This window comes from Exiguobacterium sp. s189 (genome assembly GCF_018617615.1).
GTDB lineage: Bacteria > Bacillota > Bacilli > Exiguobacteriales > Exiguobacteriaceae > Exiguobacterium > Exiguobacterium aestuarii_A.
In genome coordinates this window covers 152,293-173,575 of the sequence record NZ_JACSKM010000003.1, presented here as the reverse complement: position 1 = coordinate 173,575, position 21,283 = coordinate 152,293, and the positions used below count along the sequence as shown (strand labels likewise).

20 protein-coding genes and 1 other RNA gene are annotated in these 21,283 nt (G+C 45.5%); 2 read left to right on the top strand and 19 right to left on the bottom strand.

Features of this window, described 5'->3' with window-relative positions; translation table 11 throughout:
- Position 1 precedes the first annotated feature (1 nt).
- From KNO99_RS05590 to KNO99_RS05570, 5 genes are all read right to left on the bottom strand, one after another.
- Entirely contained in the window at positions 2-1,495 is a 1,494-nt protein-coding gene (locus tag KNO99_RS05590) for a hypothetical protein (RefSeq protein ID WP_214746114.1), read from the bottom strand.
- Positions 1,496-1,507: 12 nt separating this feature from the next.
- On the bottom strand, positions 1,508-2,287 hold the full coding sequence (locus KNO99_RS05585; protein WP_214746112.1) for an ABC transporter permease: 780 nt from the start codon (positions 2,285-2,287) through the stop codon (positions 1,508-1,510).
- Between the two features lie 3 nt (positions 2,288-2,290).
- Positions 2,291-3,031, bottom strand: a complete 741-nt coding sequence (locus KNO99_RS05580; RefSeq protein WP_371743046.1) for a permease prefix domain 1-containing protein — start codon at positions 3,029-3,031, stop codon at positions 2,291-2,293.
- A complete protein-coding gene (locus KNO99_RS05575) occupies positions 3,024-3,380 on the bottom strand; it encodes a PadR family transcriptional regulator (RefSeq protein WP_214746106.1) in 357 nt (118 codons plus the stop codon). The genes KNO99_RS05580 and KNO99_RS05575 overlap by 8 nt, the downstream gene beginning before the upstream one ends.
- A gap of 181 nt (positions 3,381-3,561) precedes the next feature.
- Complete coding sequence (locus tag KNO99_RS05570) at positions 3,562-4,974, bottom strand: NAD-dependent epimerase/dehydratase family protein (protein WP_214746103.1); 1,413 nt, start codon at positions 4,972-4,974, stop codon at positions 3,562-3,564.
- A 288-nt stretch (positions 4,975-5,262) separates the two neighbouring features.
- Here KNO99_RS05570 and KNO99_RS05565 point away from each other — a divergent pair, with 288 nt between their 5' ends.
- Together KNO99_RS05565 and KNO99_RS05560 are read left to right on the top strand one after the other, a co-directional pair.
- The gene (locus KNO99_RS05565) at positions 5,263-6,243 is read left to right on the top strand and encodes an SIR2 family protein (RefSeq protein WP_214746101.1); all 981 of its coding nucleotides are present in this window, start codon (positions 5,263-5,265) and stop codon (positions 6,241-6,243) included.
- A complete protein-coding gene (locus tag KNO99_RS05560) occupies positions 6,230-8,077 on the top strand; it encodes an ATP-binding protein (protein ID WP_214746099.1) in 1,848 nt (615 codons plus the stop codon). Before KNO99_RS05565 ends, KNO99_RS05560 begins: the two co-directional genes overlap by 14 nt.
- 88 nt (positions 8,078-8,165) lie before the next feature.
- Here the strand turns inward: KNO99_RS05560 and KNO99_RS05555 are convergent, their stop codons facing one another.
- From KNO99_RS05555 to eno, 14 genes are all read right to left on the bottom strand, one after another.
- The gene (locus KNO99_RS05555) at positions 8,166-8,366 is read right to left on the bottom strand and encodes a hypothetical protein (protein WP_214746095.1); all 201 of its coding nucleotides are present in this window, start codon (positions 8,364-8,366) and stop codon (positions 8,166-8,168) included.
- A gap of 25 nt (positions 8,367-8,391) precedes the next feature.
- Entirely contained in the window at positions 8,392-9,390 is a 999-nt protein-coding gene (locus KNO99_RS05550; protein WP_214746092.1) for a hypothetical protein, read from the bottom strand.
- Positions 9,391-9,524: 134 nt separating this feature from the next.
- Positions 9,525-9,668, bottom strand: coding sequence for an alcohol dehydrogenase (locus KNO99_RS05545; RefSeq protein ID WP_214746089.1), 144 nt, complete (start codon positions 9,666-9,668; stop codon positions 9,525-9,527).
- A 114-nt stretch (positions 9,669-9,782) separates the two neighbouring features.
- Positions 9,783-10,138, bottom strand: a transfer-messenger RNA (tmRNA) gene (gene ssrA, locus KNO99_RS05540).
- 49 nt (positions 10,139-10,187) lie between these two features.
- Positions 10,188-10,658 (bottom strand): SsrA-binding protein SmpB, encoded by a 471-nt coding sequence (smpB, locus tag KNO99_RS05535; RefSeq protein ID WP_214693541.1) that lies wholly within the window; start codon positions 10,656-10,658, stop codon positions 10,188-10,190.
- Positions 10,659-10,712: 54 nt separating this feature from the next.
- Positions 10,713-13,118, bottom strand: coding sequence for a ribonuclease R (gene rnr, locus KNO99_RS05530; protein ID WP_214746085.1), 2,406 nt, complete (start codon positions 13,116-13,118; stop codon positions 10,713-10,715).
- Between the two features lie 15 nt (positions 13,119-13,133).
- Positions 13,134-13,874, bottom strand: a complete 741-nt coding sequence (locus KNO99_RS05525; protein WP_214746082.1) for an alpha/beta hydrolase — start codon at positions 13,872-13,874, stop codon at positions 13,134-13,136.
- Positions 13,875-13,976: 102 nt separating this feature from the next.
- Complete coding sequence (gene secG, locus KNO99_RS05520) at positions 13,977-14,201, bottom strand: preprotein translocase subunit SecG (protein ID WP_012726902.1); 225 nt, start codon at positions 14,199-14,201, stop codon at positions 13,977-13,979.
- 73 nt (positions 14,202-14,274) lie between these two features.
- On the bottom strand, positions 14,275-15,162 hold the full coding sequence (locus tag KNO99_RS05515) for a YitT family protein (RefSeq protein ID WP_083600113.1): 888 nt from the start codon (positions 15,160-15,162) through the stop codon (positions 14,275-14,277).
- A gap of 48 nt (positions 15,163-15,210) precedes the next feature.
- On the bottom strand, positions 15,211-16,551 hold the full coding sequence (locus KNO99_RS05510) for a glycosyltransferase (protein WP_214746079.1): 1,341 nt from the start codon (positions 16,549-16,551) through the stop codon (positions 15,211-15,213).
- Positions 16,548-17,756, bottom strand: coding sequence for a glycosyltransferase family 4 protein (locus KNO99_RS05505; RefSeq protein ID WP_074033967.1), 1,209 nt, complete (start codon positions 17,754-17,756; stop codon positions 16,548-16,550). The genes KNO99_RS05510 and KNO99_RS05505 overlap by 4 nt, the downstream gene beginning before the upstream one ends.
- A gap of 21 nt (positions 17,757-17,777) precedes the next feature.
- Positions 17,778-18,659 carry a UTP--glucose-1-phosphate uridylyltransferase GalU gene (gene galU / locus KNO99_RS05500; protein ID WP_214693547.1) on the bottom strand — a complete coding sequence of 294 codons (882 nt, stop codon included), beginning with the start codon at positions 18,657-18,659 and terminating at the stop codon, positions 17,778-17,780.
- Positions 18,660-18,890: 231 nt separating this feature from the next.
- Positions 18,891-19,688: an aminoglycoside phosphotransferase family protein gene (locus KNO99_RS05495; RefSeq protein ID WP_214746075.1), complete on the bottom strand. Its 798-nt coding sequence runs from the start codon at positions 19,686-19,688 to the stop codon at positions 18,891-18,893.
- A 282-nt stretch (positions 19,689-19,970) separates the two neighbouring features.
- On the bottom strand, positions 19,971-21,263 hold the full coding sequence (gene eno / locus KNO99_RS05490; RefSeq protein WP_012726908.1) for a phosphopyruvate hydratase: 1,293 nt from the start codon (positions 21,261-21,263) through the stop codon (positions 19,971-19,973).
- Positions 21,264-21,283 lie beyond the last annotated feature (20 nt).

The window sequence follows — 21,283 nt, the reverse complement described above, 5'->3', positions numbered from 1 at the left end:
CTCATACATGCAAACTTCTTCTTAACAACAACGTAATCCCGAGCATCAGTACAATCAGTGCTCCAATCAACTGTATAAACACGGTCCACATCGAAGTAGACTCAAGAACGATTAACGCGTTCATTCCGATTGGTAACCAGTTGACATGCAGACTTGGAAATAAAAATAAAGACAACAGACCGATAACGGTCGGTACAACATATACTTCTCGAATCATCCAAGACAGCATGAAGCAGAGCAACGTATACACGAGGCACTGCAAAACAGTACTCACAAACAGAAAACCTAAAACGCTCGCGAAGGTATATCCCTGATAAGTTTGATGGACGTTAAATGGTACATTCGACAGAAATGCCATAAGTAAGGTCAGTCCAATTAAACTGAGTGTAAGGATTGAGAAGAACACAGTCTCCTGAAGGAGAATATTGCGAAACCAACGATGCGGACTCTTATAACGAATCAACTTGTAATGACTAATTTCCAAAAGTTCTCGCTGCATGCGAAGTTGACTCATATAGGTCGCACCAAAAAAGAGAATCACATAGGACATAAAGGACAAATAAGAAAAATAATCTGCCCCCACTCCAATGAAGGTTGCTACGATCACTTCATCAGCCGTCGCCCCTTCTCTCCTATTCAAAATTCCGTTGTAAGAAATATGAAGGATGGCCAACCCAGCATATAAAAGGTATGCTCCGTTCCCTCTCCATTGCTTCCACTCTATTCGTTGAATCGTTGAAAGTTGACGGAACAGTAGTCCCTGACCCAAAATCATGCCTGTCAGGATGAGCGTGGCCACAATCAAATTTGAATACGAAACGGACGTCATTGAAATAGATAAATATGTCGTCGGCGACAGAAATGAGAATTGCTCGGGAAATAGTTTAAATCCTACGACTCCAAGTAAAAATGTGAAGATGGCCTGTGTGTACAACCATCCTTTTTTAACATGAAGAAGAAAAATCCCAGCTAACGAAAAATGAACTGTCGTCAGGAAAAGGAACCATAGACAAAGTTGAACGGGTAACGGGTACCAAGGAAGCGAGAAGCGACTTTGCAATACACTCGTCGCATTGACTTCGGTGACAATCTTCGTGTAATCACTCCAACTGGCTTCATATGGCAGTCCAATCATCATCAACGTACTGAGTATAAACAACACGGTGAAGAGCGGTGCGGCCTCTACAAAAAATAGTTTTAGCGTTCGGTAAATCCATGCTTGTGGAGTCAACATTCGAATGAGTACCTCATGACGATACTCCCGAATCAAAATCCCAACTGATAAAAATAACATGACAGGAAAGATAAAGTACGTCAGAAGATACATATCCGTCATAAGGGCATAAAATCCGTCCCATACATTCACCTCGACCTGATTCAAACGTACTGTGTCTAATATCTGTCGTTTTACCCTCAAACTATAGAGAAAGATGATGACCCCAACAAAGAGCCAGCTCCTTTTTGTAAATTCATTCATCAATCGATCAACAACCATCATTTTTCCTCCTCAAAAACTCCACTCCCGGCGTGACCGTAGATGGAGTAAATAGATGCCGAAACCAATGGAGAGAAAAAGAAGGAATGGAACGAAAATTGTCCAAATCGGTTGTGCCGTAATATTAAACGGAAATAGTGTGCTAAGTGGCGAGAATTGCGGAACCTGAAAAATCCCTGCCACAAAATTAAGAATGTGGTATGCCAAAAATGGGATAGAGATGGCTACAAATAAGTTGTCGAGTGTCAAAATCAACAGGTACGCCATCGTCGCATACAACGACCCGTTCACACCAATCCAGACAGCATAAGAGAATCCATAGAGCATCGGATGAATCTCTTGCAAAAAGGAAAACGTCGTAGTCGGGATCACTACTCCATTTGTCACAGCGGTGTACTCAACTAAATGGAATAGAGGTTCCACGTACATGATAAATAAAAACGTCATGAAAATCATGGAGAATAGCACGATCCCGCTCAAAATCACATTAACCAAACCTTTCGCAACCAGATACACAGATAAATCGATACGTGTTCGTGTATACGTCAAAAAATTGTGCCGATATTCAGCCAAGATATTTGGCAAAAAGATTAAGATGGCTAGCACCGGAAACAGCATGGCAGGAATGGTAGATACACTTTCTTCAAACACCTCGATTGGGCTAAAGAACTCATACCGATCCCGAATGGTCATAAATTGCACGAACGGCACGATGAAAATGATACCGATGTATACCATGAGAGAACGCGGTGTCCATAAATTAGTGAATTCACGTCGAATAAGCTGCTTCATTCGTTAGTCCTCCTTTTCCGTGGAGACCAATTGATTGGCCATCCAATAACCGAGCACGTTCAATAAAAATAAAAGCGTAAGACTCCACACGTTCAATCGTCTGTTTATATGTAGATTGATCACACCCCATACCATCGATAAGACCAGATAAATCGTCAATCCAATCAATAAAAGGAAACTGCCGATTTTACGTGGATCAATGACATCAATGACAACCAGCAATCCGTTCTCCAAATATGAGATTTCATTCGAGATGAGTCCCACAGCACCCGACCACCGCTTGGCCTCTGAGAAGACCTGTCGAGAATTGCTGTAGTCTGAAATCGTCACACCATGAATCAATCGACTCGTCTCGAGAATGGCTTGACTCATTTCTTCATCTGTTGAAGATTCAACAATATTCAGGTATACGGCATCTGCAAACACCAAATCATAACGCCCACCAATGACAATCGACGTGATGAACAGGAAAATCGATACGATCGCGATGCTAAATCCGATTTGAAGCAGTTGCTTCGCAAAACGATTTTGTTGAATTTGCATCATATGTATGATCGACTCAGCTTGCTCAGCCCCTCCAAACCGATTGAATGCAATGCGAGTGGCGTCTGACTCTGAGTGACCTTTAATCATCAAATCCTGAATCGACTGCTCTAAATGAGTTCGCGTTTCCTCTTTTAACTCAATGGTTTCTTGAAGGCGCGGGTCAGCGCTTTGATAGAGTTCGTCAATGTATTCATCCACGTGCTTCAAACGAATCACCTTCTTCATGCAAAAATAGGTCCATCAATTGTTTCACAAGACGCCATTCCACTTTCTTTCGTGCCAAGACAGCTCGTCCATCTGTCGTGATCCGATAATACTTCCGCCTTCCCCCTGACCCTTGCTCATCTCCCCAATAAGATTCCACACTCCCTTTCTTCTCAAGACGTTTTAAGGATAAGTAGAGTGTCCCTTCTTTTAATTCGAACGCTTCATCTGTACGTGTGTGTACGACTTTGGCAATTTCATAACCATACATATCCTGATTGTTGAGTAACGACAGAATCATCGTATCGATATGACCTTTCAGCATTTCTTTATCGATTTCCATAGTGCCCTCCATTCATCACCTAATTCAACTCACCTAATTTTCCCACGCTAATACCTCGTTATGCAATGTATTTTTGTTTTTGAGTCTTATGGGTACATCAACATTAAAAATCAGATGAAAATCGAGACCATTGGGCATAAAAAAGAAGACAGGGTCACTGTCTTCCACTACTTCATCACATTTAATTCGTCGGAGCCTCTACGACTTGATCGCCGTCTTCCGCGTCTTTCGCCAGCAACTTCACGTGACGACCGAACAACCACATGACGACGAGATGGGCTTTCGCCTGCGTCTTCGTATAGAACCACCACGGAAGTGCTGGTACGAACTCATGGATGGCGACGAGTCCTTCATCCGACTCCGGTAATCGTCTAAATTCGAGACGTCCCGTCTGATCCTCTTCACTCAATTTAACGAACTTCCCCCCGTCAATCGCAAAGGATGCCATATCGTCCGTCGCTTCCTGTTCAAGTGATAGATGAAGTGCGACGAATGACGGATCGAGCAGTGCGATCTCCCAATCATCGTCTTCTTTCGTCGTCTGAATGAGCGGATACATAAAACGACCGAGCCACTCGAAGTACGTGTCCGCCATCCAAAGCGCCGACTTTTCCTCTGGCAGACCGAACCGCTGAATCGAACGGACGGTATACGATTTCGGTTGCTTTTTCTCCTTACCGCCCGAGGACTGCTTCTCTTCTTCTTCAAGCGCATGTTCGACAGCCTGTTTAAACGGGATCTCTCCCTGTCCAATGCCTTCCACGGTATCTTCTGCCACCATCGCATGCCCCATGCTCTCGACGAGCGGATAGACGGTCGCCTTCGGTTCACCCGTGACGGCCATGACCCACAGGCGCGACAGTTTGATTGTCGGGAATGGGAAGTCGATCAAGACGCGACGCTTGTCCATGACCTCGGCCGTCTGTTCAATCATCTTCCGATACGTCATCACCTCGGGCCCGCCGATGTCGATGTGACGGTCATAAAGCGACTCGGCACCGACGACCGAGATGAGTGCCTGAACGGCTTCCCGAATATCAATCGGATGCGTCTCCGTCTTCGTCCAACGTGGCAAGATCATCGTCGGCAACCGCTTGACGAGTTTCACTAAAATCGGGAACGATGAGCCTTCCGGACCGATAATGAGCCCCGCCCGAATCGTCGTTACCGGTACGCCTTGTCCGCCGAGGATGTGTTCGACCTCGAGTCGGCTCTTCAAGTGACGTGACAACGTCTTCTCTTGTTTCGGAATGATGCCGCTCAAATAGACGATCTGCTCGATGTCGTTCGCCTTCGTCGCCCGAGCGAAGTTATCCGCAATGAGCGCATCCATATCTTCAAACGTCGCCTGCGTCAAGCCACCGTCCGGAATCATCGAGTGGACGAGGAACATGGCGTAGTCCGCTCCCTCACACGCTTCTCTGGTTGCCTCATATGAAAATAAGTCACAGGCACGCCATGTGATATGGGCTTCATCTTCTTTATTCTTCGTTGATCGCGACAACGCGATGATATCATACTCTTCTTTCAGCTGCTCCATCACGTTCGAGCCGATATAGCCGCTCGCCCCCGCAATGACAATCGTTTTCCGCATAAAGCTCACTCCCCTTCATTTTCACATAGAGGTAATGTACCCTGTTCACTCATAAATAAATATACTGTAAGAAAACATAATTTTTTAATTTAGAATGAAATGTTAAATATTTTATACTTTGAAGTTGGATGATAAAGATTTATAACAGAAAATAAAGATTGAAAACTACTTATAGAAGTCACAGTATTATATTAAATGATAACGTTTAATCAAACTTAGTTTCATCTTCATTTCAATGATACTTTACAATCCCAAAGAATTGAACACGGAAAGGGTGTTATTAATTTAATGAAAGAAGATATCTCAAAACAATTAAGAGCATTAGCAATTACGAAACAACTCAACTTTTTATTGGGTTCCGGAGTATCAGTTCCAGCAATTCCGTTGATGGGGACATTTAAAGACTCTGAAGGTGTATCAGCTAACGAAAAATTATTAGAGTACGTTAAAAAAATTAGTAATGAATTGACAGTAGAAAATAAAAATGATGAAAGTAGCGTTTCACATGTTCTAAAAAATTATCAGAATTTTTTAGAAAGTATTATTTCGGTAATGAATTTATCAAATTCACGGCAAGTGTCCAAAAATGTAAATATATTCACAACTAATTATGACTTGTTTCTTGAAAAATCAATGGATTTAATGTTGAAAAAACATAAATTAGTATTTAACGACGGCGCAAGTGGATACTTTAATCGCTACTTAGAAAGTTCTAATTACAATCGTATGGTTTCTTATAAAGGTCTAAACAACAATTACATTAACGAAATTCCATCAATAACATTGATTAAGCCTCACGGATCAGTCAATTGGGAAAAACAAGATGAACATATTTTAATAAAAAATACTGTAGTTTCTAATCCGGTAGTTGTTCACCCTGATGGATATGAATCATCAGCTACTTTTTATAACAATCATTTTCATGAAATGCTACGAATCTTTCAAATGGAATTAGATAAACCACAATCTGTTTTGATTGTTATAGGTTTTTCATTTCAAGACAAGCATATTGCAAAAATGATAAGGAGAGCAGTACAAAATCCAGAGCTAATGGTTTATGCGTTCGGGTATAGCGACGATGATAAAATGACTTATTTAAAAAATTTAAACTTTGAAAACGAAAGATATAATTTCAAAGTATTAACACCAGAGAACTTGTTTGAAAAAGATGTAACCGGAACGGAAAGCAAAAGAAATAATTTTACTCTATCCGACTTAACAAATATTTTGGCAAATATTAATCTGGAGGGTCAAAATGATAGAACGTAACAAAAAACTCGGCGTCATAGTGGGTGTAGAAGGCAACTTATCTCATGTCGGTATGTATCACATGTCTAATGACTCTGAGTTTATATGGTATGGAGAACTACTTACAGGACCAAAAGTAGGAGCATTTTTAACTATTAATCAAAATGAAGTTAAAATTATTGCCACGGTTTCTACTGAAAAAATTATAGACCAACAAAATACAATCAAAAGTTCCGAATTTGATAATAGATACTCTAAAAATTCAATTAATCGTATAATCACTCTAAAAGTAAAGGGGGTAATATGTAATGGAGAATTTCAAGTTACCAGTAAACACGTTCCAATGATTGGTAATGAAGTTTCATTAACCACACAACACGAACTAAAGATAATATATGATGTAAAGGGAGCTGACTCAACTATCACTGTTGGTGACTCTATTTTAGAAGGGTACCCGATACATTTATCAATTAATAATTTTTTTGCATCGCATATAGGTATTTTTGGTAATACAGGTAGTGGTAAGTCTAATACTTTACATAAACTATTTTTTGAGTTATTTAAATCTAAGTATTATCAGCAAATCATTCAAAAGTCGCAATTCTTTATAATTGATTTTAATAATGAATATACGAATGAAAATATGTTTGGTGTGAAAAACAAACATAAAAAAATATTTAGAGTCAATACTAAAATAGAAACTAATGAAGATAAACTACCTATTAAAAAAGATTATTTATTTGATCCTGATATTTTAGCAATTCTATTTGATGCACGTCCGGCGACCCAAGTACCTTTTTTGAGAAAAGCATTAAAAATGTTTAACGACAATATTGATGATGGTGCTAGTTTTGCAAAAATGGAAATAGGTTTGTTGAAACGTATTATAAAAGATAGTAAGAGCGTTGAGGGCGACTCACTTAATAACTGGATATCTTCCGCTAAAAAATTAGGGATAGAGAAAACACATTTTAGCGGGTTAGTAGGTAATTTTAGTAAAAATGAATATGGAAATTTAAAAATGATGTCAAAAAACAAAATTACTATTCTTGAAAACGGACAAATCACTCCTCAAGGAATCCAAGAATTAAAAATCGATGACTTACAAATCGAACTTGAACGACAATATGATAAGGGTACTTATATTCAAAAGTTGAATTATTTTCTGCAATTTCAAAAAGTTTATGTTTCTGCGTGGAAATCCGCTAATATTCAACATATAAACCCTTTATTTAATAGAATAGAAACATCATTTAATAGTCTAGAAAAAGTTATCGAAGTAAAAGAAAATATTTCTAATGAATATAAAGCTTTAAATATAATATCCTTAGTGCATGCGAACCAATCAATCACTCGTTTACTTCCTATGTTGATTTCTAAAATGATTTATGATGAACAAAGATTTACAGTTTCCGCAAAAAAAATCAATCAAACCAAACACTTAATTATTGACGAAGCCCACAATATATTAAATGATATGAATAAAAATAATGGGGATGATTGGCAGGATTATCGTTTGGCAGTATTTGAAGAAATTATTAAAGAAGGGCGAAAATTCGGTTACTATTTGACTCTATCAAGTCAACGTCCTGCCGATATTTCTCCAACTATACTGTCACAAATACATAATTACATTATTCATCGTCTCGTCAATGATAAAGATTTAAGAATGCTTGAAAATACTATGCCAACACTTGATAAAAGTTCTTATCAAATGATACCTAGTTTAGGAAAGGGCGAGGTAATTATAACTGGCAGTGCAATGCAAGTTCCTGTTTTTGTTAAAATACCTAGAGAAATAGATATACGGCCTAACAGTGATGATGTTTTACTTACTGATTTATGGTGTCATTAATTTTATATTCTCATTCTAAAAAATATTATAAAACGTAAAAAAGTATAAAATCGGATTTCGAAATGAAAGATCCGATTTTATACTTTTTTTATTTTTTTAAGTTGATCACTAGCTCTTCACCTAAAGAACCAACAACCCCTGAATATACACCATTATCTGGAACTTTTTTCCCTTCTCTTACTTCGAATCCAACACTACGCAAATTTTCTAATGCACGTTCTCGATTTTCTTTCCAATTTGGATTGTCTTTAAAAGTAGAAATTCTATTTTTGGTTTCAATTTTATGCATAAAGTTCACCTTACCTTTCTGCGTGTTATAAATTATACCCGTTTTCCAATTCATTTAAAAGTAAAGTAAACTCATCCTTGACTTTGTTCAGAGCTTCCTCATAATTCCCGTCTAAAATACTTCTATCCAGGGCTATTGAAAGAAGATGTGGTTCGCCGCTTATTTCAGCAAAAGACACCAAGTATTGACGGCTTGCTTTTTCGTTATCTCCTTCATATGTGAAAGAATAAAAGCCTTCTTTAAGGATTCCTGATCTTATCAAGCCGGTTCTACGCAAGCTGCGTAACTCCTCGTATCTTTTATTCTGCACATCATCAAAGTTTGGAGCAAAATTAACGTTTGCTTTAGCTTCTAATATTTCTAAAGCAAGATCCATTAACATGTAGAGTCCTATCTCTTCATCCGTATTAGACGATGTTCGTTCCAGTTCATTAAATGCCCAAACCACAAAATTCGAAAGCTCACTAATGTCTTCTTCCACATATTCAATTGCTTCCCTGAAACTTTCTAAGTGATGTCTATTGATAGGAAAAGTCATTTGGTGAATTGCATTAATATTAACATCATCAAAAACTGAACCAGTAAGAAAATTTAAAGTGAATACAGTTTTCTCTCTATGGTTTTTTTCTATAAATCGATAGGATTGAACAGCATGTACATACTTATTTTGTGTAATGAATTTACGAAATATAGTTTCTAAATTGTCTTTAAAACGATAATTACTCAGTTCTTGGTTGGCGCTAATTAAGATTTGCATCTCAGAAGTTAATTTTTCATTAAGATCTTTAATTTCTTCTTCTAAATTTGATTTTGTAAAAGAAAAATATCTATAACCTATAAATATTATAATTCCAACAAAAAAAAGCGTATAAACAATTGGTAACCTAGTATTATCGACTATCGGCTCCACGTAATCAGAATAAAGTGTGGCAGAAACTTTTGAGTTTTCAAACCAAAGATTCAATAAAAATGTAATTATTAAAAATAATATTAAATGAGACATTCTCGAAAAAATATTGCTCATAATATCCCCCTTCCTAAATAAGTATACTCATAAATAAGTCTTAAAAACTACAGATAATTAAATAATCATCTTATACTAGAAAATTCACATAAAAAAAGGATTAATGAGCAGGCACTCAATAATCCTTCGTCAGATCACTTCTTCTCTTGTTGCTTCTGCAAATACGCTTCACGAAGCTTGTTCAATCGTTCCTTCTTGTTCGAGACAGTCGGCTTTTTGCCGTCTTGATACTTCGCCGCAGCTACTTTGCTTCTCGTGTCTAATTGATATTTCCCCATGCTTTTCACCTTCCATTCTTTATGACTTCAATCAAAAGCAAAGACCCCCTAATCTCAATGAAATTAGAAGGTCTTCATGAAAATCATTGATCGCAGTCGTTACAGACTGCTTCAAAATGGAGACGGCGGGAGTCGAACCCGCGTCCGAAGGCATCGTAACGTATGCTTCTACGTGTGTAGTTTATCTATTGAATCTCGATGTGACACTGCCGATAAACAGGCGTTGTCGCATCCAGTCTGTTTCATCTCTTCTTCGCGCCCTCAGACGGCGAGGTTGAAGCGTAGCTTGCTTAGTTTGAGACCCTGAAAGTCATCCACACAAGCGATGGATGTCAGGATCCGCAGGGCACTTAGGCTGCTGCGAGTTGTGTGTTAGTTTTGCCAGTTATAGGCGTTTGCGTTTTAACGAGGCCGACCCCTCGACACGCCACATACGACCGACCTACCCCCGTCGAATCCATAACGTCCCCGGGGTGGTAATTGGTACTATATTTAATATACCACAATCAGGATTCGTTGTCAGTATTTTTGCCGATCGCGCATCGCACGGTCGACGTCACGTTTCGCATCTTTCTTCTTCAAGTCCTCGCGTTTGTCGTACTTCTTCTTCCCTTTTCCGACGCCGAGCAGGCACTTGGCGAACCCGTTCTTGATATACACTTTGAGCGGGATGATCGTGTAGCCGTCACGCCCAGATGCCCCGATAAGCTGATTGATTTGCTTCTTATGCAACAATAGCTTTCGGACGCGAAGTGGCTCATGGTTGAAGCGGTTCCCCTGGTCGAATGGGCTGATATGACAGTTGTGAAGCGTCGCCTCGCCCCCGTCGAACCGGACGTACGCATCCGCGATATTAATCTTCGATTGACGGACCGACTTGATTTCCGTCCCTGTAAGCACCATGCCTGCCTCAATCGTATCCTCGATTGCGTAATCGAAGGACGCCTTGCGGTTTTGGGCGAGTGCGTTCGAATCTTTCTTCTTGGCCATACACATTCAGTCCTTTATCTACAAGATACGGAGGAAGGGACGAGCCCTTCCCCGTCAGCGACGCTTCTTCGCACCTCGTTTGGCGTCGCCTTTTCGTTTGTGCTTGTCTTTCTTCTTCAAGTCGAGTGCCGAACGGCCTTGGGAAGACTTCTCCCCGTCACGTTTCGGTTTCTCTCCTGGTTTGCCCGGCTTCCCAGGTCTTCCTGGTTTGCCGCGCTTCTTCTTGTCGTCCCGACCGCGACCACCACGACGGTCTTTCTCGTCCTTCTTCGGACGACCGCCTTTCGCTTTGATCGTTGTCGGTTGGCGACGTGTCGATGGTTCCCGTTTCGGCATGCCGACGACCGTGAAGTCGATCGTCCGCTCGTCTAGGTTGACGGCGTCGACTTTGACACGGACGGCGTCCCCGATACGGAACTGACGTTTCGTCCGCTCCCCGAGCAGCATGAGCTGTGATTCATCGAAGTGGTAGTAGTCATCCATCGACTGAAGACGAACGAGACCTTCGATCGTATTCGGAAGCTCGACGAACATCCCGAAGTTCGTGACGCCGGCAACGACACCATCGAACTCTTCACCGAGATGGGCTTCCATGTATTCGGCTTTCTTGAGCGCCTGTGTCTCGCGCTCTGCGTCGACCGAACGACGTTCCCGTTTCGATGCCTGTTCGGCGATCGCCCCGAGACGGTCCTCGTACTTCGCAATCGTCTTCTCCGACAAATCGTTGTTGAAGACGTACGTGCGCATGAGACGGTGGACAATCAAGTCCGGATAACGACGGATCGGTGACGTGAAGTGCGTATAGAAGTCCGTCGCGAGTCCGAAGTGACCGAGCGATACGTCATCATATTTCGCCTGTTGCATCGAGCGAAGCATGATTGTGCTGATGACCGGCTCTTCCGGTTCACCGTCGATCGCCTTCAAGATTTTTTGAAGCGTCTTCGGTTCGACCGTCTGTCCTTTGATGCGTTCGATGTGAACGCCAAAGTTTGCGACGAAGTCGAAGAAGAAGTCGAGCTTGTCCGGCTTCGGATTGTCGTGGACACGATAGATGAACGGCACGTCCATCTTGTGGAAGTGTTCAGCGACCGTCTCGTTGGCCGCGAGCATGAACTCCTCAATCAACTTCTCGGCGACCGAACGTGGACGAAGCACGATATCCGCCGGCTTCCCTTCCTCGTTGACGACGACTTTCGCCTCGGCGAAATCGAAGTTGATGGCACCGCGTGAGTTGCGTCGTTTCCGAAGGACTTCCGCAAGTTCGGCCATGAGGTCGAACTCACCGATGAACGGCTCGTACTTTTTCAACGTCTCTTCGTCATCGCGCTCGATGATTTCACGGACGTTCGTATACGTCATCCGTTCCGTCGTCTTGATGACACTCGGGAACAAGTCATGGCTGACGACCTTCCCGTTTTGCGGGGAGATTTCCATGACACAGCTGAGCGTCAAGCGGTTGACGTGCGGGTTGAGGGAACAAATTCCGTTCGAGAGTCGGTGCGGCAACATCGGAATGACGCGGTCGACGAGATAGACACTCGTCCCGCGCTCGAGCGCCTCGACGTCGAGCGGCGAGCCCTCTTTCACGTAATGCGAGACGTCGGCGATATGGACACCGAGTTCGTAGTTGCCGTTATCGAGTTTTTTGACGTGGACGGCATCGTCCAAGTCTTTCGCATCTTCGCCGTCAATCGTAAAGATCGTCTCGTCACGAAGGTCGACGCGACCGATGAAGTCTTTCTCATCCGCCTCGTCCGGCACCGCATTCGCCTGCGCGATCACGTCCTCCGGGAACTCCGTCGGAATGCCGTGCTTATAGACGATCGACAAGATGTCGACGCCTGGGTCGTTCTTATGCCCAATGATGCGGACGACGTCACAGGCACCGGCGAAGCGTCCGTCCGGATACTTCGTGATGCGCACGACAACTTTATGTCCGTCAACGGCACCGAGTGATTTCTCTGGGTTAACGACCGGCCAGAAGTTGATGCGCTTGTCATCCGGCTCGATGAAGGCGAACTGGTCGAGTCGACCGCTCGGGAGCGTATACGTCCCGACGAACTCGGAGAGTCCGCGCTTCAATACTTTCAATAAGATTCCTTCTGTCTTGCCACGGTTGTCCTCGCGTTTTTTGACGAGGATTGTATCGCCATGGTAGACGTCTTTCAGTTGGTCGGGCGGCAAGAACACGTCTTCCGCTTCCCCTTCGACCGACAAGAAGCCGAAGCCGCGCTGGTGGATCGAGATGATCCCCGCGACTTGACCGAGCGAGGCGAGCGTCCCGTAACGGTTCGTCCGCGTCCGGCCGATGGCACCTTCTTCCTCGAGGGCATTCAATGTGCGGATGAGTTCTTTGAAGTCATCCGTCGACGCGAGCTGTAGTCGCTCGGTCAGTTGATCGACAGAGAGCGGTTTCTCGCTCGCCTGTAAGATCTCTAGTAATTGGTCACGTAAATTCAACGTGACACCTCCTTCTTAGACTGACCAGTCTAACGTTTCGAGAAAATCGAGCACGTCCTGGTGCAGTTTCTCTTTTTCTTTGTCGAGCGTGATCACATGTCCCGAGTTCTCATAGATGAGCAACTCTTTTTGGAACGTATTGACCGCCTCGTAAATTTGATTCGCCGATTCCGGGTCGATCATGTTGTCTTTGGCGCCTTGGACGACGAGTGTCGGGACGAAGATGTCCTCGAGCTTCGACGCCGTGTCGCGGACGAAGGCACGGAGGTCTTTTAGCGTTGGCATCGGTTTGAACGCTGCCATCTCCTGCTCGATCTGTTCCGGCGACTTTTCTTCTCTACCCTTATATTCTCGGGCATATGCCTGGACTCCTTTATACAAGCGGTCCTCGGCATCGATTCCAGTCGGCGCGCACATCGGGATGACCGCCTTGACGTCTTTCTCCTCGGCGAGACGGAGCGACATCACGCCACCTAGCGATAGTCCGCAGACGACGATCTCCTCATGGCCTTTGTCGACGAGTGTCTGGTAAGCGTTCAAGACGTCTTCCCACCAGTCTTCTGGTCCATATTGGAGTAACTCTTCCGGTGGGACGGCATGACCACGATAGATCGGTCCCATACATGTGTATCCTTCTTTTTGAAGGAAGCGACCGAGCATGCGGACATCCGCGCTCGATCCAGTGAAGCCATGTAACATCAACACGGCACGTTTTCCGCCCTCGAAGAAGAACGGTTTTGGTGCAGTCACTTTCATTTTATCTGTCATCTCCTCGTATCTACATTATTCCCAAAAAATAAATCGAAAAAACAAAAGCTGACCGCCTCACGTGAAAATCGAGAACGATCAGCCTTATCATCATAATGATGCGACTAGTAATCCTAAAATGAAAAACAAAGTGCCTAGTACAGCTGCAGTTCGGTTCAAAACAGCATCGAAGCCGCGCGCTTTCTGGCGTCCGAACAACTGCTCCGCGCCACCTGCAATCGCTCCAAGACCTTGCGACCGACCTGACATGAGCAGTACGACGACAATCAATAAGACAGCCACGACAAGTAGGCTGATTGTAGCGATCGTTTGCATAGTAGTCAGTTCCTCCTTCTATTTACACGCCTTTTATTATATAGAAGTTATCGTCAAAACACCAGCATTCAAATTATCGGGACGGGTAGCTGAATCCTTCCCCGATGACTTCCTTCACTTGGTGGATCACGACGAAGGCACGGTCGTCCGTCACTTGGACGATTTTTTTGAGTGGTGCGATTTGACGTTTGTCGACGATCATATACAACATGTTCTTATCTTGCTTCGTGTAATAGCCGTGTCCATGGATGATCGTCGCCGAGCGACCGAGCGTCTCCGTCAAGACGACAGCGAGCTCTTCTTGTTTGTCGCTGATGATCGTGACGGCCTTGCGGATGTTGAGTCCTTCCGCGACGAGATCGATGACCCACGAGCCGATGATGATGGCGATGAGCGTATAGAGGACGACTTGTTCCCCTAAGAAGAAGCCAGATGTCGCGACGACGATCGCATCGATGATGAACATCGAGACGGCGACGCTCAAGTGGAGATAACGCTCCATGAGCCGGGCGATGATGACGCCCCCACCGGTCGTCCCGCCGACACGGAGCACCATGCCGATCCCGACCCCGATCATGATCCCGGCGTAGACGGCCGCGAGCAGTTTGTCCTCGGCAGGGCTGCCCCAGTCGTGCGTCAGACTGAGGAAGAATGACGTCGCGACGACGGCGATGACCGAATAGACCATTGTCCGACGGTCAAGCAGCTTATAACCGACGATAAAGAGAATCCCGTTCCCGATAATCGACGTGAGCCCGAGGTCCCAGCCGAACACGTAGTACAGGATGATCGTGACCCCGAGCAGACCACCTTCCGAGAAATCGTTCGGTACGGTGAAGTAGTTGACCCCGAATGAGAGAATGAATGAGCCCGCGATGATCCAGGCGATGTCCTTCACCGAGATGGTTTGTAGCTTGCGCCATACTTGTTGGCGCAATAGATGTTGCTGTTGACGTTTCATAAATTGTCCTCCTTCCATATAAAAAAGACCGCGGCCAAAGCCGCAGTCTTAAGATTGTACTGGCTTTGGCGCACCGTCTTTCATAATCGGCAACTTGCGCTCCGCTGCGTTCGCGTAGACATTCAAGAGTGCCTCTTTTTCCAAATCCCAGTTATATTTCTCACGCGCGGTCTTCGTGTTCTCTTTGACACGCGCATAGAGTGCTTGGTCTTCAATCATCCGGTTGACGCCGTCTGCGATCGATTGTGGATCGTGTGAATCGACGAGCACCCCGACATCGTTCCCCGCAACGACCCGTTCGATCTCAGGGAAGTCACATGAGACGACCGGTACTTCGGCCATCAAATACTCAAACAATTTGTTCGACGATGCCGAGTAGTGGTTGAAGCAGACGTTGTTCAATACTTGGAAGCCTAAGTAGGCGTTCATCGTATAGTAAGGTAACGCTTCGACCGGTACTTTGTCAATCATCTTGACACGATTGCCGACACCTTCAGTCTCAATCAACTGTTGAATCATCGGTTTGAGCTTCCCGTCCCCGATCATGACGAGCGTACCCTCTTTGAAGTCTTTCGCCGCGAGCACGAGTTGTTCGAGACCACGCCCAGCTTGAATCCCACCTTGGTACAAGAGGATTTTCTCGTCTTTCGGCAAGTCGAGGAGCGCATGCAAGTCCTTACGGAGCGAGAAGTCGAGCGGACGGTAGAACGGGTAGTTGTGGAGCACGTACGGATAGAACCCGTATAACTCTTCGTTGTGTGCCGCGCGCGTATGGTTCTCGACCATCATCGTATCGACGAACGGCAAGAGCCATCCTTCGAGGTTACTTTGGATGTAGCCGTAACCGGTACGGTCCGTCTGTACTTCGTGCGAATCGTAGACGATTCGACCTTTGTTGAACACTTTTCCGGCGAGGAGTGCCTGCGGGAGCGTGTTCAAATCGTTCGCATGATAAAAGTCGTATGACTTCTTCGTCGACGTGAACACCATCTCGAGCATCGCACTCGCGTTGACGATTTGCTTACGCACTTGCGGCAACAAGATTGTCCCGACCGATGCCCCGAGAGCGAGCATCGTGAACGGTGCGAGTAGGAATAAGCCGGCACCGACGAGTCCGGCACCTAACTTGCGTTGTGGTTTTGCAAAAATCCATTTTTTTAACTTACTGGCCATTTTCATTGAATTTATAAGAATCGATGGCTGACGCTTCACGCGGATGACACGGAAACCTTCCGGACGCATCTCTTCTTTCGGTAACTCTTTATTTTTCGGGTCCTGGAGCGCAATCAAATCAACTTCATAACCTGCCTCGGCGAGTGCCGAGCATTCGCGAAGGACGCGCGCATCATTCGTAAAATGGTTCCATACAAACATACATACTGACTTCATTGTGTTTCCTCCATCACTAACTGTTGTACGACTTGATCTAACACGTCGATATTCTCTTCCCAACATAAATTCTCTTTGACGTAACGAATCCCGTTCGCCCCGAGCGCCTCCCGAAGGTCCGGTCGGTCGAGGAGCTTGCGGAGAATCCGCTCGATCTCATCGATATCCCGTTTCCGAGAGACGAATCCGACTTCGGCCGCTTCAATGACATTCGCCGCATGGCCTGACACTGCTGCGACAATCGGTTTGCCGACCGCCATATAGTCGATGAGTTTCCCAGGAATGACCGTATCGAACACTTCTTGCTCGATCAGGCTGACAAAGGCAACGTCCGCATTTTTAATCGCCTGGAACGCCTCCGTCCGTGGCATCGCTTCAAGGAACAAGAAGTTTTGGAAACCACGCTCTTTGATTGTCTGCTTCAACTCTTCTTTCCGATACCCGTAGCCGATCAGTTTGAAGTGGATCCGCGGTTCGTCACGGAACCGTTCGGCGAGTTCGAGTAAGAGCGAGACGTCTTGCGCGAGACCCATGTTTCCGGCATATAAAATCTCCATCCGGTCGTCCGGCGGGATCGTCCGCTCAAGCGCTCGTTCCGATTCTCGAATCGAGTTCGGCATGTAGTGGATCTTCTCGTTCGGGACACCACGTTGACGCAGATAGCTGCGGAAGCCTTCCGAGTTGATGATGACCTCGTCAGCTGCACGATACAGTCGCTTTTCGAGCCAAAATGCCGGCGCGAGCACCCAGTCGTGCTTGAACACGCCGACCCCTTTCACCGATTCCGGCCAAAGGTCACGAACGTCCAAAATGAGGGGGACACGATACTTCCGTTTCGCATATACCCCGACAAACGCCATAAAAAAAGAAGGGGTCGTCGCAAATACGACGTCTGGCTTCAATTTTAACTGACGGACGGACCCGATCCCTTTCACCATCTGTTCGAGGAACAAGAAGAGACGGCTGACCATATTGGACGTATGTTTCCGCTTCTTCGTAATGAGTCGTTTGATGAACGGTTGGTCGTTCAGCTCCCGGTCATTCCAGAAACGGTCGTCCTGATACATATCAAAGCTCGGGTACGAAGGGGCGGCCGTGATGACCTCGACTTCATACCCGCGCTGCTTCATCAAATGCGTAATGTTTTGCATCCGGTTGCCGGCGCTGCCGATCTCCGGATAATAGTTTTGACACACCATGAGCATTGTTTTCAAAAATAACACACCTTACTGTTGATCAAGTTCGTCCACGAGCCGTTTTAACAAGGCATGGACGTCATCTTTTAAATCAGGATCGCTGAGCGCGTGGCAAATCGTCGTCTCGACGAATCCGATCGGCTCCCCGACGTCATAGCGTCGACCATCAAATTCGTAAGCAAAGACCGTCTGCGCTTCATTCAAGCGTGCGATCGCATCCGTCAATTGAATCTCGCCTCCTGCCCCTGCTTCTTGTCCTGACAACGCCTCAAAGACGTCCGGTGTCAGCACATAGCGACCAAGGATGGCAAAGTTCGATGGGGCCTCACCGACGGGCGGTTTCTCGACGAACGTCCGCACCGGGATGAGCTTCCCTTCGACGGCAAGTGGGTCAATTATACCATATCGGTTCGTCATTTCATACGGGACACGCTGCACACCAATGATCGAGCGTTCATGCGCCTCATATTGGTCAATCAACTGCTTCGTCGCCGGCACGTCGGATTCAATGATGTCATCTCCGAGCAAGACAGCGAACGGCTCGTCCCCAATAAATTTCCGAGCACACCAAATCGCATGACCGAGACCTTTTGGCTCCTGTTGGCGTATGTAGTGAATGTTCGCCAAGTTCGAGGAGTGTCGGACCGATTCGAGTAAGCGGGTCTTCCCTTTTGACTCCAAGTTTTGCTCCAACTCGAGTGCACGGTCAAAATGATCTTCAATGGCGCGCTTGTTCTTACCCGTGACGATGATGATGTCTTCGATTCCTGAAGCGACGGCTTCCTCGACGATGAACTGAATCGTCGGTTTGTTGACGATTGGCAACATCTCTTTTGGCATGGCTTTCGTGGCTGGTAGGAAGCGGGTGCCGAGACCGGCGGCTGGGATGATGGCTTTACGTACTCGTGTCATTAGCATTGGCTCCTTTACTCGTTATGTAATGAGTATACCCAATATTTGTGTGTTCTGACACAAAATAGAGGTCATGACAAAAGAGTCATGACCAATCGTCGTCGCGCTTCGTCTTTAGATAATACCACACCCCAAATGCGATCAGACCGATGACGAGAAGAATCCCTAACATCATCATGAGAAACGCCTCCCCATTTGTGCTTCACTAATCTATTCCCTTCCTACATCGTTTCAGAACCACTTCTGACCATGTGCTTGAATGAAACGAAGTTCTTCTTGATAATGATCGTAGTGCCCCTCATCCATCATCTTTTGGAAGGCGATATCCCCTTCAGCGGCTTTCCGCTTCATCAACAGACAGAGTGCCTCGATGCGTAACTGCAACATCTCAAATAAGTCTTCCTTAGAGTCGTCCCAACCGTACGCCTTTAAGAATAATGAAACACGTTCTTGATACGACTTATCATCTCGAATCGCATCGTAATAGATGACTTCTCCTGATTCAGCTTGATGCCGGCGACTGAGCGGGACGAACGTGTAAAGAGCGTAAACGATATCCCAAGCTCTCGGACCCGGCGCAGCCAAATCAAAATCGATGACCCCTGATACTTTTCCCTCATGAAAAATCGTATTGTAGACGGCAAAATCATTGTGGCAAATGACCTCTAGCGGTTGAGGGGTGTTGTCAATCGGTGCCCATTCCGATGACCATTCAAAATCTGTCGACGCATCATGCAATCGTCTCATCAAGCACGCAACGTCTTGAATTGCCTTATCGGACCACATGTAAGACTTCAACGGATAGTCTGCGGTTTCTCCTTCCAAGTAAGTTAACACTTCTCTTCCTCGATCATCGATTCCAATAAAGCGTGGCACTCCGGAAAGTTGCTTTGCTTCCAAATGTTTCAAGAAGCGATGGATGCGTTCACTCCCCACTTTTTTCGAACGATAGACATTGTCCCCTTTTCGATGAACGGTGGATACGTTCCCGCCGCTCAACCTTGTTTCTTGTTCATTCGATTGGTTCATCCACTCTCCCCCTATTCTTTATTAGTCACGTTCAGTATACAGCAACGAAGAGGTTCGACACAGAGCGTTCGCGCCCGTCGAAGCGGTACCGTGACTCTTGCAGGAAAGCAATCTCGCGGAGACCCCGCAAGCGCTTAAGCGCGAGGATGCTCCGTGGATTGCCTGCAGAAAGCATCGGTGCCGCAAGACGGGTGACCACCGATCAGTTTTCCCACCGTCGATTAAACGGTTATTCCACACAAAAAAACAGGCCCGTCATTTGGCGAGCCTGAAAATAATCAATTATTTTTTAAGGTTGTAGAACGACTTGATGCCGTCGTATTTCGCTACATCGCCGAGCATGTCTTCGATGCGGAGAAGTTGGTTGTATTTCGCGATACGGTCTGTACGTGAAAGTGAACCAGTTTTGATTTGTCCAGCGTTTGTCGCAACAGCGATGTCCGCGATTGTCGCGTCTTCTGTTTCACCAGAACGGTGTGAGACAACTGCTGTGTAACCAGCTTTTTTAGCCATTTCGATCGCGTCGAATGTTTCTGTGAGCGTACCGATTTGGTTAACTTTGATGAGGATCGAGTTTGCGATTCCTTTTTCGATACCTTCAGCAAGTTTAGATGTGTTCGTTACGAAGAGGTCATCCCCAACGAGTTGAACTTTGTGTCCGATTTTGTCTGTGAGAAGCTTGTGGCCATCCCAGTCGTTTTCGTCACAACCATCTTCGATTGAGAGGATTGGGTACTTGTCAACGAGCTCAGCGTAGAAGTCTACAAGCTCAGCAGTTGTGAGTGACTTGCCTTCGCCAGCGAGTTCGTATTTACCAGTTGACTTGTCGTAGAACTCAGAAGATGCAACGTCCATTGCGAGGTAGACATCTTCACCTGGTTTGTAACCAGCTTTTTCGATCGCTTCAAGGATAACTGTGATCGCTTCTTCGTTCGATTTCAAGTTTGGTGCGAAACCACCTTCGTCACCAACAGCTGTGTTAAGACCCATACCAGAAAGAACTGATTTGAGGGCGTGGAATACTTCAGCACCCATACGGAGCGCTTCACGGAATGTTGGCGCGCCAACAGGCATGATCATGAACTCTTGGAAGTCCACGTTGTTGTCCGCGTGCGAACCACCGTTGATGATGTTCATCATTGGTGTTGGAAGTGTCTTCGCGTTGAATCCACCGAGGTATGTGTAAAGTGGGAGACCAAGCTCATCTGCTGCTGCGTGAGCGGCTGCCATTGACACACCGAGGATTGCGTTTGCACCAAGTTTAGCTTTGTTTGGCGTACCGTCGAGTTCGATCATTTTCGCATCGATTGCGTTTTGGTCGAAGACATCGTAGCCGATAAGTTCTGGTGCGATCGTGTCGTTCACGTTCGCAACTGCCTTCAAGACACCTTTACCGAGGTAACGTGACTTGTCGCCATCGCGAAGCTCAACTGCTTCGTGCTCACCTGTTGATGCGCCTGATGGGACGAGTGCACGGCCGAAACCGCCGTCTTCTGTGAAGACTTCTACTTCTACTGATGGGTTACCGCGTGAATCTAAAATCTCGCGTGCGTAAATTTCTGTAATCATTGACATGAAAAATCGCTCCTTTTCGT